Here is a 17,313-nt window from a genome sequence, read left to right as displayed (position 1 = left end):
GAGGAATTCCATGAAAAAACTCATACCCATCCTGTTGGCATTTGTGCTATTGGCGGGTTGCGCCGCCGGAAACGATGCCGGCAAGGCGGAGAATATACAAAAGGTAAAGCTCGTCCTCGACTGGACCCCGAACACCAATCACACGGGCATCTATGTGGCCCAAGAAAAAGGCTTCTTTGAAGAAGAAGGCATCGAACTCGAAATCCTGCAACCGCCGGAAGGCGGCGCCGAGAGCCTGGTGGCTTCCGGCGGCGGCGACTTCGGCATCTCCTTTCAAGATACCATCGCCGCTTCCTGGGCAAAGGACGATCCGCTGCCGGTAACGGCGGTGGCGGCGATCCTGCAGCACAATACCTCGGGTCTATTGAGCTTAAAGGAAAAGGGCATCGACTCTATGGGCAAGCTGAGCGGCCACAATTACGCCACTTGGAACAGCCCGGTGGAACTCGCCATGATCCAAACCATGGTCGAAGACGATGGTGGCGATTTCTCCAAAGTGGAACTGATCCCCTCCACCGTCACCGACATCGTCGCGGCACTCAACAGCAATGTCGATTCAGTCTGGGTGTATTATGGTTGGGACGGCATCGCCGCGGAAAATGCGGGGCTCGAAACCAATTATATGCCCTTTATCGAAAGCCACCCCGAATTCGATTATTATAGCCCGATCTTGATCGCCAATAACGACTATCTCGAGAAAAACGGCGACACCGCAAAGAAAGTCCTCGCCGCCATCGCCAAGGGCTACGACTACGCGGCAGAGAATCCCGAAGAGGCCGCAAAAATCCTCTTAAAAGCGTCGCCGGAACTGGACGAGGCGATGATCGTAAAGAGCCAGGCCTATCTCTCAAAGCAATACAAAGACGAAGGCAAGCCCTTCGGCGTTATCGACGCCAAGCGTTGGAACGATTTTTACGCGTGGCTCTACGAAAACAACCTGCTGGAAAAAGAGATTCCCGAAGATTTCGGTTTTACCAATGCATACCTCCCCGAGTGATATTCTCTTAGAGGGGATCGGCATCTCTAAGGCATATGGAGACAAAGTCATCCTCGATGCCGTAGATATTCGCATCCCGGCGAAAAAGGTCGTCTCGTTATTGGGACAGAGCGGAAGCGGAAAGACCACCCTGTTTAATATCCTCGCCGGCCTCGCCGCGCCCGATACGGGCGAAGTGCGCTTTCGCGGCAAAGACATTACCGCTACACCGGGGCATATCGCCTATATGCTGCAAAAGGATTTACTCTTGCGGCATCTCAAGATCATAGACAATGTCTCCCTCCCCCTGCGCCTCGCGGGGAAGGATAAAAAGGCGGCTAGGGAGACCGCATCCGCCTATTTTTCGGAATTCGGTCTGGAAGGCACCCAGACGCTCTACCCATCTTCTTTGAGCGGCGGCATGGCGCAGCGCGCCGCGTTTCTGCGCACCTTTCTCTTTGCCAAAGACATCGTATTGCTCGACGAGCCGTTTTCCCGCTTAGATGCCATTACGCGTCTGAAGATGCAGGATTGGTATCTCGAGATTCGAAAAAAATACGCGCTGACGACGCTTCTGATCACCCACGATATCGACGAGGCGCTTCGCCTATCCGATGCCGTCTATGTACTCTCCCCCCGCACCCACGACATCGCGTATCGCTACGAGGTTCCCGCGGGAAACCGCGAAGAATTCCTCGCGAGCCGGGGATATATGGACGCAAAGAACCGAATTCAAGAAGCGCTCTTAAGCGATGAACAAGAATAGGCGCACAAAAAGGCAACCACTCTTTGTAGAATGGTTGCCTTTTTTTATGATATGCGGTTTTCTCGCGCTATATGCCGTCATTGGAAAGCAACAGATCCGGCGAAATTCGTACCGTATGATCCGCGACCGTCTCTTCCAATACGGGTCGGAGCGTCTCGATGCGCTCTACGGGAATCTCGCCCAAAAGGGCCGCCTCCGCGGGAATGACTTCGTAATGCAGGCCGCCGTCGACGTATTTGTCGACATATAGCGGCTTGGGCATAAATTCCGCAATCCGCGTCCCGCTTTCGTCCTTTATGATCTGTGCCGTGACCATCTGCCCGACGTCGGTGCGCCGGCCGCCCATATTGTTTCTGCGCTGATTGGATACGAAATTTCCCATGGAATAGGCGCAGAATGTGGTCATTTCTTTGCCGACGACATTGTCGATCCCCTGCGGAACGTGGGGGTGGCTCCCCAATACGAGGGCGACGCCCGCATCGGCGAGCATTTTCAGCTTTTCCTTTTGATCGGCATTGGCCTCTTTCCTATATTCCTCGCCCCAATGCACATAAGAGAGGATTAAGTCGACCCCTTCTTCGTTCAGACGCGCCACGTCCTCCTGCACCCGTTCCCGGGTGAGAAGACGGACGCTTTCGGGATTTTCGCTATTTGCCAATACGCCGTCGAAGCCGTTCAGCCCGTAGGTGTAGGAGAGAATGCCCAGGCGGATGCCGTTTACCTCTTTGACGAGCGGTTCGGCCCTTTCCTTCCCGGTGCCCACCACGTCGAGATCCTGTTCTTTCAAGACGTCGTAGGTATAGTCTACGCCATCCTTCAATTTGTCGTAGGCGTGATTGTTTGCCGTAGAAATCACGTCGAATCCCGTCTCTTTGAAGTCCCGAGCGACTTCTTTCGGCGAAGAAAACACCGGATAGGTCGTGTAGCCCCGGCTGCCGTCGGTTAAGGTCGTCTCCAGATTGATCATCGCCAGATCCGCCCCGTCGATATAGGGACGAAGGTAGCGAAAATTCTCCTTAAAATCGTAGCCTTCCGGCCCCTTGGCGGCATCGAGTTGCGGGCGGTGGAGCATAAAATCGCCGAAGGCGACGACGCGCACCGTCTTCGGAGGCGCCGGCGGCGGGGTTTTTTTAGCATTTGTCGCATTTGGCTTTCGAACCGCGGGCGCCGTACAGCCCGCCAAACACAGGATCGCGAGGATCCATACGATCAGTCGTCTTTTCATTTCGCCTCCTATTTTCATAGCTATGTAAAAAAAAGCGGAGAACCCTCCGCTTCGCTCGACTACGTCTATAAGCCGTGTTTTGTCTTGTTAACTATCTGTCTGGTCTTTCCGTCGCCGGAAAGCTCTAGCGACCTACCTTACTGGAGACGACGAGCAGCCGCCTTGGTTCCACTTCGGTCTTGCTCCGGATGGGGTTTACATAGCCGCATAGTCGCCTATGCGCTGGTAAGCTCTTACCTCACCTTTCCACCCTTACCATTGATGGCGGTATCTCTCTGTTGCACTTGCCTTGGGGTCGCCCCCACCGGACGTTATCCGGCATCCTCGCTCTATGGAGCACGGACTTTCCTCGCTTGCGCGCAGTTAACCGACGTACTCGAGTCTGTATTTTACCACATTTTTCCCGATATTTCAAAAGCAAAAGGGCTGTTTACGACCAAATGCGCGCGAATCTCTCCCAACGATTCTATCCACTGGGCCATAGCGGCAAGCACCGCTTTTTCGCTGTGGAAGTGTCCGATATCGATAACCATTAAGCCTTGCTCGTAGGCATGCTGGCCGTCGTGATGTTTTACATCGCCGGTGATGAGTAGATCGGAGCCTTTTGAGACGGCATCGTCTATGCAATCGGCACCCGATCCGCCGACAAAGGCGATACGCTGAAACTGCGTCTTGCCGCGTCCATAAGCGCGCACCGAAGGGATTTCTTCGTTTTGAAATATCTGCAGAATATCCGCGAGTTCGATCTCGCGATCGCCGACGATGCCGATTCCCTCTTCCGTAAGGGTCGCTACGGCATTCAAGCCCAGCTTGTCGATCCACAGATCGTTTACGCCGCCTTTCGCCTTGTCCATGGCAGTGTGGCTCGCGTAGACCGAAATATTATTTTGAATCAGACGCGCAACCATACGCCCCTTTGTTTCCTCTATATCGATGTGCTTGAGGGACTGAAAAAACATCGGGTGATGGGTGAGGATCAACTGCGCGTCGGTCTCGACGGCGAGTTCCACCACATCCTCGGTCACATCCATGGCGACGACCACATCTGACACTTCCCGGTCCAAAAGGCGCAACTGAAAACCCGTATTGTCCCATTCTTCCTGTGACGCCTCCGGCGCCCAGCGGCGCAGATTAGCCGCGATTTCCGATACTTTCAAGATATTCCTCCCATCGGCCGATCTCTTCTTCCACTTCTTTCAGTCGTTCGGGCTTCGCGTTTCGTACCGCCTCAGCGATTTTCTCCAAGCGCGCGAGATTCTGCTCTGCCATCTCACAAAAGACCGGAGAGTGGCGAAACCGTCCCCAGTCCGCGCGGTCCTCTCCGCCGGCGCGCAGTTTCAGAATCGGATAATATTTCTTCCGCTCCTCGATCAGCTGCGCATCCAGTATCGTATAGCCGTAGGCGTTGATATGGCGAAACAACTCCTCGGCCCCCTGCATCGGCTGTACGAGGATATAGTCCAATTCCTTGATGACCTCCCAACCGCGCTCTAAAATCTCGGCGATCAACTGCCCCCCCATGCCGATGATAACCGCCGCCTGAATCTCTCCCGGCGCGATGGGCATAAATCCGTCGCCACGGACGATGCGGAATTTCTCGGCGGGATAGACCGCTTCTAACAGACGCCGGGCTTTTTCCAAGCTCGGGGCGGAGATGTCGGTCGCGACGACTTTCTCAGCGATCCCGTCCCGTAAAAGCGCAAAGGAGATATAGCCGTGGTCACAGCCGATATCTCCGATAGCACTAGCCCGCTCCGCCATGGCGAATACGGCAGAGAGGCGTTTTGAACTTTCAATCATTCCAAAAAGTCCTTCAGTTTCTTGCTGCGGCTGGGATGGCGCAATTTCCGTAGCGCCTTCGCCTCGATCTGGCGAATGCGCTCCCGGGTGACGTCGAATTCCTTGCCGACCTCCTCGAGGGTGCGGGCCCTTCCGTCTTCCAAGCCGAATCGCAGGGTGAGGACGGATTTTTCCCGCTCGGTGAGCGTGGTCAGTACCGTCGACAACTGCTCTTTCAGCAAGATAAAGGTCGCCGCCTCCTGGGGAGAGAGGATGTCGTCATCGGGGATAAAATCGCCCAGATGGGAATCTTCCTCCTCGCCGATGGGGGTTTCCAAACTCACCGGCTCTTGGGCGATCTTTTGGATCTCGCGCACCTTTTCTACGGTGATGCCCATTTCCTCGGCGATCTCTTCGGGTTGGGGATCCCGGCCCAACTCCTGTACCAGTTGCCGCTGTACCCGCACAAGTTTGTTGATGGTCTCGACCATATGCACGGGAATGCGGATGGTGCGCGCCTGGTCGGCGATGGCGCGGGTGATGGCCTGGCGGATCCACCAGGTGGCGTAGGTGGAGAACTTAAAGCCCTTGGTGTAGTCGAATTTGTCGACCGCCTTCATCAGGCCCAAATTGCCTTCCTGAATCAAATCCAAAAAGCTCATGCCCCGCCCCACATAGCGCTTGGCGATACTTACCACCAGACGTAGATTCGCCTCTGCCAGTTCGCGCTTGGCGAGTTCGTCTCCCGCCTCCATGCGCTTGGCGATGGCGACTTCTTCGTCGGGTTCCAAAAGGGGAATCTTGCCGATCTCCTTCAGATACATACGCACCGGGTCGTCTACATTGATATTTTTATTGCCGGCGTCCTTTTTGTCCTTCTTCGGGGCGGCGCCGTCTTTTTCGTCGTCTTCCTCGTCTTTTTCTTTGAGGATTTCCACGTCGTTGTCTTCGAATTCCGAGTACAAATCGTCCATATCGTCGCTGGTTAACTCGACCTCGTCGAGGGCGTCGACCACTTCCTTCCAGGTCAGACTGCCCTTTTGCATGCCCTTTTTAAACAGTTTTTCGATGGCCGGATCCTTTTCCAGGATGCTTTCTTCGGCGCTGTCGAAATGTACGCTTTTCTTTTTATCGTTCATCTATGATGGCTCCCCCTTCTCTAGTTCGTGGAGACGGCGGTTGATTTCGGTGAGCTCCTGCAGCTTTTGCCGCAGATCGTCGCCGCTCTGTGTCCCCTCTTTTTCGATCGTTTGAATATCCGAAAGCAGTTTTTCGCTCCGATTTCTGAGCCCCTCTTCGTAGAGGCGCTCCGCCAGTTCCCTGACGATTTCTTCGCCGCGCTGCAGATCGAGGCTTTTGGCACTGCGCATAAAAAGCGCCTCATACGTCGGGTAGGCGTCTAAGAATCGTACGCGCCGCGTCCCGTTTTTTACGCCTTCTTGATACAGTTCACCCAAGAAGTCGAAGGCGTGCCTGTCCGCCTCGCCCACGACCCATTGCCAGGCGTCGTTTTTTGCGGCGATGTCGTAAAAGTCTTCCTGCTCCAAGGCGTAGAGAAGCAGCTGTGTCCATAGCGGTCGCTCGGAATCGGTCTGCTTTTCCCTTCGGGAGAGGTCTTCTCTCTTATGGGTAAATTTACCCATTTCACGTCGAAATGATTCGCTGCGCACGCCGTATCTCTCGGCGAACTTTTTTGCATAGACGTCTCGCTCTACGGGACTCGGGATTTTTTCGATCACCTTTGTTACTTCTCGCAAGAATTCCGAGAGCGATGCCGCATCGTGCAGATTGTATGATTCCTCTAATATTTCGACTTGGTATTCGGGCGCGGAAACGCCGCGGGCCAGCTGCGCCTCAAAGGCGATCTTGCCGTGCTCGCGGATATAGTCGTCCGGATCGGCGCCACGTTCCAACAAGACGATCCGCGGCCTTACGTCCTCTTTTAGGAGGATGTCGATGGCACGATTGGTCGCCTTTCTGCCCGCCTCGTCGGCGTCGTAACAGATATACACTTGCTTTCCGAATCGCTTGATCCGCCGCGCCTGCTCCGTCGTCAACGAAGTGCCCAGGCTCGCCACCGCATAGGAAATCCCGCTCGCATGGAGGGAGATTACGTCCATATAGCCCTCGACCAAGAGGATCTTTTCCCGATCCGAAGTTTTGGCGACGCGGTTGAGTCCGTAGAGCTCCCGACTCTTTTTATAGACCGGCGTATCCGAGGAATTCAGGTATTTCGGCTTGCTGTCGTCCAGCACCCTGCCCCCAAATCCCACCACGCGGGATTTCGTGTCGACGATGGGAAAAATAATGCGGTTGCGAAAGCGGTCAAAATAAGTATTGCGCTCCCGATTGCGCGACAAGAGATTCGCTTCATAGAGCAGCGCTTCGGAAAAGCCCGCCCGCTTCATATGCCCCAACAGCTGATCGCCGCCTGCGGGTGCAAATCCCAACCCGAAGGCGAGGATGGTATCCCGCCCGATGCCGCGGCCGTTGAGGTAGGCTAAGGCGTATTTGTTGCGGCTTAGAATTTTCATATAATAGACCGCCGCCTCGCGATTGGCGGCGAATATGCGGCGATTTTTCTCTTCGACCGCCGGGTTTTTTGTGGCGGGACGCAGCTCGATATGCAGCGATTCCGCCAGCTTTTCCACGGCGTCGATAAAACCCAATCCCTCTTTTTCCATTAAAAAATTAATAATATCGCCGCCGGCACCGCAGCCGAAACAATGGTAGTAGCCCTTTTCCGGCTGCACCGAAAAAGAAGGGGTCTTCTCCGAATGAAATGGACAAAGACCCATATAATTTCTGCCTTTTTTTTCCAGTTTCGTATAGCGTCCGATCCACTCGACGATATCGCTCTCTTCTTTTACGCGGGCGATAATATCGTCGTCGATAATGGATGCCATAGACCCACCTTCTTTCTACAGACTGTGCCAATCTTTGGGCTCGAACAGATCTCGCCACACGGCGATGGCAAATCGATCCGTCATGCCGGCGATATAGTCCGTGATCATATCATCCTCGGCGACTTCACGGCGCGCCGCAAAGGCCAAGACCTCCTTCGGCAGCTTTTCCGGTCGCTTTTTATAGTAGCCGTAGAGATCTCGGATCAGCATTTCCACCTTTTCTTCTTCGCTCTTTACGATTTTACTGTAATAAATATGTTCAAACATAAAATCCCGCAGGCGGTTCATGGCGCCGCCGACGGTCTCGTCCATGCGGATATCCCGGTAGTCGGCGCTGTTTTCGACGACGCTTTGTACCATGGTAGAGATGCGGGCGGAATGGGAACGGCCGAGGGTCTCGAGGAGCGCACTCGGAATGTCTTCCATATGCAGTACACCGGCGCGGATGGAATCGTCGATATCGTGATTGATATAGGCGATGCGATCGGCAAATTTAATGATCTTTCCCTCGAGGGTATGGGCGCGGTTTTCGCCGGAGTGATTGGCGATGCCGTCGCGCACTTCCCAGGTCAGGTTCAGGCCGTCGCGTCCCGGCTTGGATTCCAAAAAATCCACCACGCGCAGGCTGTGCAGATAGTGCTTAAAGCCGCCGGGATTCAGCTTGTCGAGCACCGCTTCTCCGGTATGGCCGAAGGGCGTATGCCCCAGGTCGTGGCCCAATGCGGTCGCCTCGACCAAATCCTCGTTTAGGCGGAGCGCACGGGCGATGGTCCTCGCGATCTGCGCCACCTCCAGGGTATGGGTGAGGCGTGTTCGATAGTGATCGCCCTGCGGCGCGATAAATACGTGCGTCTTGTGTTTCAGGCGCCGAAATGCCTTCGAATGCAGAATCCGGTCCCGATCCCGCTGAAAACAGGTGCGCATCGCACATTCCGGCTCGTCTATTCTGCGACCTTTCGATTCCGCCGCCAAAGTCGCCTGCGAAGCGAGGATTTCTCGCTCCGTTTGTTCCCATCGCTCTCTCAACAGCATATTGCCCTCCTAAAAACGGTTGACCATATAGTCGTTGATAATCTCCGCCGTCTCTTCGATCGCCTTGTTGGACACGTCGATGATGGTGCAGCCGATCTCTTTCATAACGCGAACGGAATAATCCACTTCCTCTTCGATTCTGTCCACATTGGCGTACTTGGCGGAAGAATTCAGTCCCAACGCCCGCAGCCGTTCCTCGCGGATGGTATAGAGTTTTTGCGAATTCGCCACCAGACCGAAGAGTCTGCGATTGTCCTTTTCGTAGACTTCCTTGGGCACCGGCACCTCGGGTACCAGCGGCACATTTGCCACTTTATACAACTTGTTGGCGAGATACATCGAAAGGGGCGTCTTCGAGGTGCGGCTTACGCCCACCAGACAGATGTCCGCTTTTACGATGCCCCGCGGATCCTTGCCGTCGTCGTACTGAACGGCGAACTCGATGGCCTCGACCTTCTTAAAATAATTTTCGTCGAGTCGCCGAATCAAACCGGGCTCGCGAATGGGCGCATAGCCCAAGATGTCCTCGATCCGATCCATAGGCGGTCCCATCACATCCACCGTGTTCAAGTGGAGCTCTTTTTCTTTACATTTGATATAGGCGCGCGTCTTTTCATCGACATTGGTATAGACGATCAGGGTATTTTCGTGTTCGGCTGCCTCCTCCAACAGCGGTCCGATCTGCTCGACGCTGTTGTGATACGGATAGCGCTTAATCAGGAAATCCTTGGTGTCGAATTGTCGTACGGAGGCCTTGGCAATCAGCTCGCCCGTCTCCCCGATGCTGTCGCTGATCACATAGATAAATAAGGGCTGATCGTCTCGCGCCCCTTCCATATTATAGTTCGATTTCATCGTCTCCCCCTAAGTCTACGACCAGTCGATTGATGTTGGTCTTTGTTATCCTGCCCACGACGCGGATCTTCTCCTCTCCCTGAATCACCGGGAGCGCATCCACCTCGCCGCGCTCGATCTTTATACTCGCGGCATAGATGGATTCGTCGGGGCCGATGGTGACGAGATTCGGCATCCGCGTCATAATCATCGAAAGCGGCGTCTTTTCCAAATCGGTTTTTCCGACGGCGGAGCGCAGCAAATCTTTTCTCGATACGCAGCCGACGAGGTTTCCGTCGTTTGTGACGAAGATCGTGCCGATGTTTTCGAGAAAGACCGTGACGATGCCGTCGTATACGCTGGACTGTTCGTCCAATACCACCGGCACGCTCATTACATCTTCTACTTTTATGGATTCCAAGAGCTCTCGGATGTGCATCCGATACGGATCTCCCTTATAAAAATAGCCGACTTTCGGCCGGGCGTCCAGATACCCCAGCATGGTCAATACGCTGAGATCGTTACGAATGGTTCCCCGAGACAGATCCAGAATACTCGCGATATCGTCTCCGATCACGGGGCCTTGCTCACGGACGATTTCTATAATCTTTTCCTGTCGTTCCGTAAGTTTCATTTCTGCACCTATCCTTCGACGATTTGTTTGCCGTCAAATTCCCTCTGTACCAAACGGTCGATGCGCTGAATCAGCCGCAACCGGTTTGCCCGCAGGTTCTCGTCTTCGGCGAGGACCATGACTTCGTCGAAATAGGCGTGAATGTCGTCGGTCAGCATATTTAAGAGTTGCAAATATTCCGCATCTTTGCGCTTGCCGTAGGCCTCTTCAAGCTGTTCTTCCAATGCATTGACCTTCGCATACAGCGGCTTTTCCGCTTCGGTGAGGAGGTCGGTATCGATCGCGCCCGGTATGGGATCCGCCTTGGCGGCGATGTTTTCCACGCGCGTTACGGCTTCCAGGAAGGACTTACGGTCGTGGCCGTCGAAAAACTTCTGCAGTGCCTCCGCTTTTTCGAAGATATGCAGGGCGTCTTCTCCGTCGACGTCGTTTAACGCCTGGGCGATATCGTATCGGATCCCCGCATCGGAAAGCATGGCATCGATCCGGCCGCGGAAGAACGAGAGGATTTGATTGCGTACATCCGCCTTGTCGAATACGAGGCCACAGGAATCGACCAGTGCATACAGGGCGGCGTCCACACATTCGCTGAGGGTGAGTTCCCATCGTTTTTCTTTGATCATCCGCAAAATGCCGATGGCTTTTCGCCGCAGGCCGAAGGGGTCCTGGCTGCCGGTGGGAATCAGGCCGATGGCAAACAGACCGCAAATCGTATCCAGCTTGTCCGCCAAAGAGACGATGGTCCCGGTGGTGGAGGCGGGCAGTTCCGCGCCGCTTCCCGTCGGCATATATTGTTCCCGAATGGCCTGAGCGACGATCTCTTCTTCCCCGTCGAGATCGGCATAGATGCTTCCGATAATGCCTTCGAGCTCGGTAAATTCCTGTACCATATTGGTCATCAGATCTGCCTTGGACAGATAGCAGGCACGCTTGACGGATTCGATGGTCTTTTCGCCGACGGCGAGGATTTCTCCGATGCGTACGGCAAGGGCGCGGTTGCGCTTCGATTTATCGGCCATGGTGCCGAGTTTTTCCTGAAAGACGATGCCGTCCAGCTGTTCCACATAGGATTCGAGGGGACGGTTGCGGTCGTTTTCAAAAAAGAACCGCGCGTCTTCCAGACGGGCTTCCAAGACCTTTTCGTTGCCCTTGGCGACGATATCGCCGTGGGTGGCATTTCCGTTTCGGATGGTAATAAAATACGGCATCAAGTCGTCGTCCGGGGAATACACCGGCGTATAGCGCAAATGTTCGCGCATTGGCGTCGTCACAACCACATCGGGCAGGGCGAGAAATCTTTCTTGAATATTGCCCAAGATCGCGGTGGGGTACTCGACGATAAAGGTCAGCTCTTCGAGCAGATCTTCATCGGGGCGGATTTCGCCGCCGTTGGACTTCGCCATTTGACGAATCTGATAGCGAATGTCGGTCTTTCGCTTTTCGTGATCTACGATTACATAATTTTCCTCCAGCGCCTCTTCATACGCCTCTGCGTGGGCGAGGGGAATGTCGGATTTGCCCAAAAAGCGGTGACCGCGGGTTCGATTGGAGACGGGGATTTTCTCGAGGTCAAAGTCTACGACGCGCGCATTCAGCATAGAGACCAACCAGCGGATGGGCCGCGCAAAACGCAGATTCTTTCCGCCCCAACGCATGGTCTTGGGGAAGGCGATATGGCGAATGGCATCGGGAATGATGCGGCGTAAGATTTCCTCTGCGCCTTCTCCTTTTTTGTGGATGTGGGCGTAAATATAGCGATTGCCCTTTACTTCGCGCACCTCCAGATCGTCTTCGGTGACGCCTTGGCTCTTCATAAACCCTTCCAAGGGCTTATTGACGGTGCCGTCCTCCCGATAGGCGATTTTTTCGGCCGGCCCCTTTACCCAATCCTCGACGTCTTTCTGTGCCTCCGCAAGACCGCGGATCATCAGGCTCAGGCGGCGCGGCGTCGCGTAGGCGTCGATATGGTCGAAGTCGAGTTGTTCCTTTTCGAGAGCGACCTCCACCAGATTCTGAAAATCTTCCAGCGCGTCCCGTACATAGGAAGAAGGCAGCTCTTCGACGCCGATCTCGATTAGATATGTGTTTTCTTGATTACTCATGATGATCCCCCGCTTCTGTTAGGAGAGGATATCCTAACGCTTCTCTCTGTGCGATATACTTTTGTGCCGCCAATCGTGCCAAATTGCGAACCCGCGCGATATACGCGGCCCGTTGCGATACGGAAATCGCGCCGCGGGCGTCCAGTACATTGAATGTATGGGAGCATTTTAGTACATAGTCGTAACCCGGCAGAATCAGATCCTCTTCGAGGACGCGGCTCGCTTCTTTTTCATAGATGTCGAAGAGATGGCGGAGCATATCCATATCGGCGATTTCGAAACTGTATTTGGAATGCTCGTATTCGCCGCGCTTAAAGATATCTCCGTATTTTATATGTTCATTCCACTGAATGTCGTAAACCGTTTCGACCTTTTGCAGATACATGGCGATCCGCTCCAGGCCGAAGGTCAACTCCGCGCTTTCCGGATCGCAGTTGATGCCGCCGACCTGTTGAAAATAAGTAAATTGTGTGATCTCCATACCGTCGAGCCAAACTTCCCAACCCAGGCCCCACGCGCCCAAAGTCGGCGATTCCCAGTTGTCCTCTACAAAGCGGATGTCGTGTTCCAAGGGATCGATGCCCAAGACCTTTAAGCTGTCCAGATACAGCTCCTGCACATTTTCCGGAGACGGCTTTAAGATCACCTGTAATTGATGGTGCTGATACAACCGGTTCGGGTTGTCCCCATAGCGGCCGTCCGCCGGGCGGCGAGACGGTTCCACATAGACAGTCTTCCAAGGTTCCGGCCCCAAGGTACGCAAAAAGGTGTGGGGGCTCATGGTACCCGCGCCCTTTTCGGTGTCATAGGGTTCGAGAACCGTACAGCCTTGTTCGTTCCAATATTCCTGTAATTTCTGCACCATTGCTTGAAAATGCATATTTTCCTCCCCTCTACATCCTGAGTTGTAGAGACTGTATTCTTTCCAATTCCAAATTGACGACGACGTACTCCGTGAGGCATCGATAGACCGTTTCTATGGCCGCTGGGGAAATCTCCCCGAGATCGATCTTATCTAAGGAAGTATATAGCAAATGCCGAAAAGTGTAAATAACCTGCGAATCGATTTCCGTACCATGCGGCCCGCCGTCTTCTTTTTTGACGATGCCCTTATCCGGAAGAAAGATATACTCCCCTTCGATAGCGTTCGGAATCAACGGTCGATAGCCCATATAGGATACGTATTTAATGACAAAGCCGAGAAAAATCCACAGCGGCTCTTCCGCATGCGCCAAAATATGAAGAGACTTTCGGAGCAGCGAAAAAATCTGCGGCGTGCCTTCCCCTTCCAAACTGCTTCGATCCGCGATTTCTACCAGGGCGGAGCCATAGATTAGGCGGTCGTACTCCTCGCGCATGGCGAGATTGGATTCGAGAATCTTGCCGCCGTTTAGATAATAAAAAGTCTTTCCCGCACTCAGGCGATACCGCCCGTAGGTAAAGACCTCCGTCAAGGGCAGCGTGCGGGAGCGCACGGACTTTGCGCCCTTTGCCATTACGCTGATCTTGCCCTTTCGGTCGGTATACATACGCACGATGCGGTCGCTTTCGCCGTAGATCGAAGCGGAAAGGACCACGCCCAGGCAATCAATCCGCTCGGTAGCCAAAGGAAGAGACCTTCTCGTCTTTTTCCCGCCAGTTCTTGCTTACCTTGACCCATAGATTAAGGTGCACCTTCTCGCCCAAAAGTCCTTGGATTTCTTTGCGCGCCTCGGTGCCGATCTTCTTGAGCATCTGCCCGCCTCGGCCGATAATGATCCCCTTGTGGCTGTCGCGTTCCACATAGATGGTGGCGTCGATGGCGGTCATCTCTTTGTCGTCAAAGTGCTTCATTTTTTCGATGGCGACGGCGATGCCGTGGGGCACCTCCTCGCGCAGATAGGTAAGTCCCTTTTCGCGAATCATCTCGGCGACGACGAATTTTTCCGGTTGATCGGTGATCATATCTTCGGGGAAATACTGCGGCCCCTCGGGCAGGTATTCGAAGATGGTATCGATCAGATGGTCTACGTTTTCTCCCTCTGCTGCGGAGATGGGAATAATCTCCTGAAAGAGCCCGGTCTTCGCAAAACTGTCGAGGATCGGGAGGATCTCTTCTTTGGGGGCGGCGTCGATCTTATTGATGGCGAGAAAAATCGGAATCTCGCCCTTATAGGATTCGAGGGCGTTTAAGATCATCTTTTCCTTGGGTCCCATATAATTGCTCATATCGGCGACCATCAAAATTAAGTCGACCCCCTCCATCGAGGATACGCTGGCCTTTAACATATAGTCGCCCAATTTGTTGCGTGGCGACTGTATGCCGGGGGTGTCGAGAAATACGATCTGTCCCCGGTCTTCCGAATGGATCATCGTGATCGTATTGCGCGTCGTCTGCGCCTTGTTCGAGGTGATAGAGATTTTTTCTTTAAGGATGCGGTTTAAGAGCGTGCTCTTGCCCACATTGGGTCTGCCGACGACAGATACGAATCCGGATTTATACATCGTAGTCTCCTCCTAAATCCTCGGGCCCGAAGCTATGGGGCAACAGTTCCGCTACGGAATAGATCGAATAGGTTTCGGCGTCCTTGGCGACGATCACTTCCGCATCGGCGCCGAATTCTCGGATCACTTGCCGGCAGACGCCGCAGGGAAAGCTCATCTCTTCCCCGGCGACGACGGCGATGCGCGCGATGGATTTTTTGCCTTCGCTGATCGCCTTAAATATCGCCACCCGCTCCGCGCAGACCGTAGGGGTATAGGCGGCGTTTTCTATATTGCAACCCGTGTAGATCGAACCGTCTTCAGTTTCGAGAGCGGCGCCCACCGAAAACCCGGAATACGGCACATAAGCGCGCTTCTTGGCTTCGATGGCCGCGCGTATTAATTGTTTTATGTTCTCTTCTCTGTTCATGTCTTTATCCCATCCATACAAATATAATCACTGCGATCGCAACACCCAACACGCCGCCGGCCACGGCCTCTATGGGCTTGTGGATTTCTCCCTCCACCCGGCTTTCCGCCACGAGAAATGCGAGACCGAAGGCAAGCGCGGCGATAAATCCGTTCATGGAAATAAAAGAAATCGACGCCGCCATGCAAAAGGCGAGGGCGGAGTGGCCGCTGACCGCACCGCCCTGAAAGTAGCTGCCGCCCCTGTCCCGATTGTAGAGCTTGAAGCCCACGGTGAGGATCAATACGATGAGGATGGCGACAAAGGTCAAGTGCGGGCCGGAATTCTTGATGCGAATCAAGACCACATCGGAGAAGGAGAGGATCCGATCGAAGAACAGCAGATAGCCCGTAACGGCAGCGTTTATGCCGGCGAGCAGCACGGCGCCTGCACTGACGTCCTTGACGAGCTTCGCCATGGGGTGGTATTCCTGCGTCACCATATCCACCGTTCGCTCGATCGCCGTATTGAACAGCTCCGAAACCACCACAAAGGTAACGGCGAAGAGCAAGGCGATAAATTCGATGCGCGACAGATTAAAGAGCAAGCTGAATACGATGACGCCCAGGGCGGCGGCGTAATGAAACTTCATATTGCGCTCCGAGTGGATGGAGCTGATGATGCCCTGTACGGCGAAGTTAAAGGATTGAATGAAATTACCGCGCTTCATCTTCCGCTCCTTCAAAGGATGCGAGCAGCGCCTCCTCGGCGCGTCGCATGCGCTTTTTCTCCTCTTCTTCCATATGGTCGTAGCCCGTCAGGTGGAGCAGGCTGTGTACGGCGAGATACGTCAGTTCCCTGCGGTAGCTATGGCCGAATTCCTCCGCCTGGCTGCGCACCCGCTCGGTATTGATGACGATATCGCCCAAAAGCCGCATCCCGTCCACAGATTCGTCGAGGGGAAAACTGAGCACGTCGGTCTCCCGATCGATGCCGCGGTAGTCGCGGTTCAATCGGCGGATTTCTGTACCGTCGACAAAACTCACCGAGAGTTCCGCCGCATCTTCTTCGATTAGGCAGAAGACGGCATGGTGAAAGAGCGCTTTGAGGAGCGCTCGCTCTTCGTCGGAAACGGGAAGTGCCGTCTGGCGATCGTCGATATAGAGATTAAGACGCCGCATCGCCTTTTTCCTTCCGTGCCTGCGCTTTTTCTTTGCGCGCTTCTTCTTCTTTGGTCTCGTAGCGGTCGTAGGCGTCGATAATGCGCTGCACCAAGGGGTGGCGCACAATGTCGTTTCGGCCCATGCGGATGATCTCGATTCCCCGCACGCCTTCTAAGATCCGCATTACGGTTTTCAGACCCGATTGTTTGCCACGGGGCAGGTCGATCTGAGTCACATCGCCGGTGATTACCGCCTTGGATCCATAGCCCAGGCGGGTAAGGAACATCTTCATCTGCTCGTTGGTGGTGTTTTGCGCCTCGTCCAGGATCACATAGGCATTGTCGAGGGTACGCCCCCGCATATAGGCGAGGGGCGCCACTTCGATCATGCCCTTTTCGAGATACTTCTGAAAGGCTTCCTGCCCCAGAATCTCGAACAATGCATCGTAGAGCGGGCGAAGATAGGGATCCACCTTCATCTGCAAATCCCCCGGCAGAAAGCCCAGGCTTTCCCCCGCCTCGACGGCGGGTCGCGTGAGGATGATGCGGTTGACTTCCTTTTCCTTAAAGGCCTTTACCGCATTCGCCATAGCGATATAGGTCTTTCCTGTACCCGCCGGGCCGATGCCGAATACCACGTCGTTTCCGCGGATGGCGTCGAGATAGAGCTTTTGCCCGAGCGTCTTGGGCCGCAGAGGCCGCCCCATTTCCGTATAGACGATGACATCGTCTAAAAGGGCGGTAAAGCTGTCTTCGACCCCCGCCCGCACCAACTCGATGCTATATCGAATGTCCTTCTTATCGATGCGCTTTTGCTTTCGAATCGCCTCGATCAAATTGCGAAGCACCAGTTGGGCCTTTCGAACGGCTTCGTCCTCGCCTTCGACCGTAAGGCCGTCTTCGGCGGAACGGATTTTCACGCCGAATGCCGCTTCCACCAATGCGATGTTTTCGTCGAGATGCCCGAACAGTTCCTTTACGATTCGGGGTTCGTTCACTTCTATGACCAAATCTCCTTGCAAAAC

At 54.3% G+C, this 17,313-nt stretch carries 18 protein-coding genes and 1 other RNA gene; 2 read left to right on the top strand and 17 right to left on the bottom strand.

The window, feature by feature from the left end:
• Positions 1-10: 10 nt before the first annotated feature.
• Positions 11-997 carry an ABC transporter substrate-binding protein gene (locus QO008_RS00290; protein WP_307383226.1) on the top strand — a complete coding sequence of 329 codons (987 nt, stop codon included), beginning with the start codon at positions 11-13 and terminating at the stop codon, positions 995-997.
• Complete coding sequence (locus QO008_RS00285) at positions 978-1,742, top strand: ABC transporter ATP-binding protein (RefSeq protein ID WP_307383223.1); 765 nt, start codon at positions 978-980, stop codon at positions 1,740-1,742. The genes QO008_RS00290 and QO008_RS00285 overlap by 20 nt, the downstream gene beginning before the upstream one ends.
• Before the next feature lie 67 nt (positions 1,743-1,809).
• Here the strand turns inward: QO008_RS00285 and QO008_RS00280 are convergent, their stop codons facing one another.
• The 17 genes from QO008_RS00280 to QO008_RS00200 form a co-directional block, all read right to left on the bottom strand.
• A complete protein-coding gene (locus QO008_RS00280) occupies positions 1,810-2,967 on the bottom strand; it encodes a CapA family protein (protein ID WP_307383220.1) in 1,158 nt (385 codons plus the stop codon).
• 52 nt (positions 2,968-3,019) lie between these two features.
• An RNA gene (gene rnpB / locus QO008_RS00275) (RNase P RNA component class A) lies at positions 3,020-3,346 on the bottom strand.
• Between the two features lie 10 nt (positions 3,347-3,356).
• The gene (locus QO008_RS00270; protein WP_307383217.1) at positions 3,357-4,124 is read right to left on the bottom strand and encodes a Nif3-like dinuclear metal center hexameric protein; all 768 of its coding nucleotides are present in this window, start codon (positions 4,122-4,124) and stop codon (positions 3,357-3,359) included.
• Positions 4,099-4,767: a tRNA (adenine(22)-N(1))-methyltransferase gene (locus tag QO008_RS00265; protein ID WP_307383214.1), complete on the bottom strand. Its 669-nt coding sequence runs from the start codon at positions 4,765-4,767 to the stop codon at positions 4,099-4,101. The genes QO008_RS00270 and QO008_RS00265 overlap by 26 nt, the downstream gene beginning before the upstream one ends.
• Entirely contained in the window at positions 4,764-5,885 is a 1,122-nt protein-coding gene (rpoD, locus tag QO008_RS00260; protein WP_126465086.1) for an RNA polymerase sigma factor RpoD, read from the bottom strand. Before rpoD ends, QO008_RS00265 begins: the two co-directional genes overlap by 4 nt.
• Positions 5,886-7,652 carry a DNA primase gene (gene dnaG / locus QO008_RS00255; RefSeq protein WP_307383209.1) on the bottom strand — a complete coding sequence of 589 codons (1,767 nt, stop codon included), beginning with the start codon at positions 7,650-7,652 and terminating at the stop codon, positions 5,886-5,888. It lies immediately after the preceding gene.
• A 15-nt stretch (positions 7,653-7,667) separates the two neighbouring features.
• Positions 7,668-8,684, bottom strand: a complete 1,017-nt coding sequence (locus QO008_RS00250) for a deoxyguanosinetriphosphate triphosphohydrolase (RefSeq protein ID WP_307383206.1) — start codon at positions 8,682-8,684, stop codon at positions 7,668-7,670.
• Between the two features lie 9 nt (positions 8,685-8,693).
• The gene (locus QO008_RS00245) at positions 8,694-9,539 is read right to left on the bottom strand and encodes a pyruvate, water dikinase regulatory protein (protein WP_307383203.1); all 846 of its coding nucleotides are present in this window, start codon (positions 9,537-9,539) and stop codon (positions 8,694-8,696) included.
• Complete coding sequence (locus tag QO008_RS00240) at positions 9,523-10,152, bottom strand: CBS domain-containing protein (protein ID WP_126465080.1); 630 nt, start codon at positions 10,150-10,152, stop codon at positions 9,523-9,525. The genes QO008_RS00245 and QO008_RS00240 overlap by 17 nt, the downstream gene beginning before the upstream one ends.
• Positions 10,153-10,160: 8 nt before the next feature.
• A complete protein-coding gene (gene glyS / locus QO008_RS00235) occupies positions 10,161-12,254 on the bottom strand; it encodes a glycine--tRNA ligase subunit beta (RefSeq protein ID WP_307383199.1) in 2,094 nt (697 codons plus the stop codon).
• The gene (glyQ, locus tag QO008_RS00230) at positions 12,247-13,134 is read right to left on the bottom strand and encodes a glycine--tRNA ligase subunit alpha (RefSeq protein WP_126465076.1); all 888 of its coding nucleotides are present in this window, start codon (positions 13,132-13,134) and stop codon (positions 12,247-12,249) included. The genes glyS and glyQ overlap by 8 nt, the downstream gene beginning before the upstream one ends.
• Positions 13,135-13,147: 13 nt before the next feature.
• Positions 13,148-13,861 carry a DNA repair protein RecO gene (recO, locus tag QO008_RS00225; protein ID WP_307383197.1) on the bottom strand — a complete coding sequence of 238 codons (714 nt, stop codon included), beginning with the start codon at positions 13,859-13,861 and terminating at the stop codon, positions 13,148-13,150.
• Positions 13,842-14,738, bottom strand: a complete 897-nt coding sequence (gene era / locus QO008_RS00220; protein WP_126465073.1) for a GTPase Era — start codon at positions 14,736-14,738, stop codon at positions 13,842-13,844. Before era ends, recO begins: the two co-directional genes overlap by 20 nt.
• The gene (cdd, locus tag QO008_RS00215; protein ID WP_126465071.1) at positions 14,731-15,147 is read right to left on the bottom strand and encodes a cytidine deaminase; all 417 of its coding nucleotides are present in this window, start codon (positions 15,145-15,147) and stop codon (positions 14,731-14,733) included. Before cdd ends, era begins: the two co-directional genes overlap by 8 nt.
• A 4-nt stretch (positions 15,148-15,151) precedes the next feature.
• Positions 15,152-15,856, bottom strand: coding sequence for a diacylglycerol kinase (locus QO008_RS00210; protein WP_307383192.1), 705 nt, complete (start codon positions 15,854-15,856; stop codon positions 15,152-15,154).
• Positions 15,843-16,307: an rRNA maturation RNase YbeY gene (gene ybeY, locus QO008_RS00205; protein ID WP_126465067.1), complete on the bottom strand. Its 465-nt coding sequence runs from the start codon at positions 16,305-16,307 to the stop codon at positions 15,843-15,845. Before ybeY ends, QO008_RS00210 begins: the two co-directional genes overlap by 14 nt.
• On the bottom strand, positions 16,294-17,310 hold the full coding sequence (locus QO008_RS00200; RefSeq protein WP_307383189.1) for a PhoH family protein: 1,017 nt from the start codon (positions 17,308-17,310) through the stop codon (positions 16,294-16,296). The genes ybeY and QO008_RS00200 overlap by 14 nt, the downstream gene beginning before the upstream one ends.
• Between the last annotated feature and the right edge of the window lie 3 nt (positions 17,311-17,313).

Source organism: Aedoeadaptatus ivorii, assembly GCF_030815095.1.
GTDB lineage: Bacteria > Bacillota > Clostridia > Tissierellales > Peptoniphilaceae > Aedoeadaptatus > Aedoeadaptatus ivorii.
The sequence above is the reverse complement of the archived record's forward strand: the minus strand, read 5'-3'. Positions and strand labels throughout refer to the sequence as shown.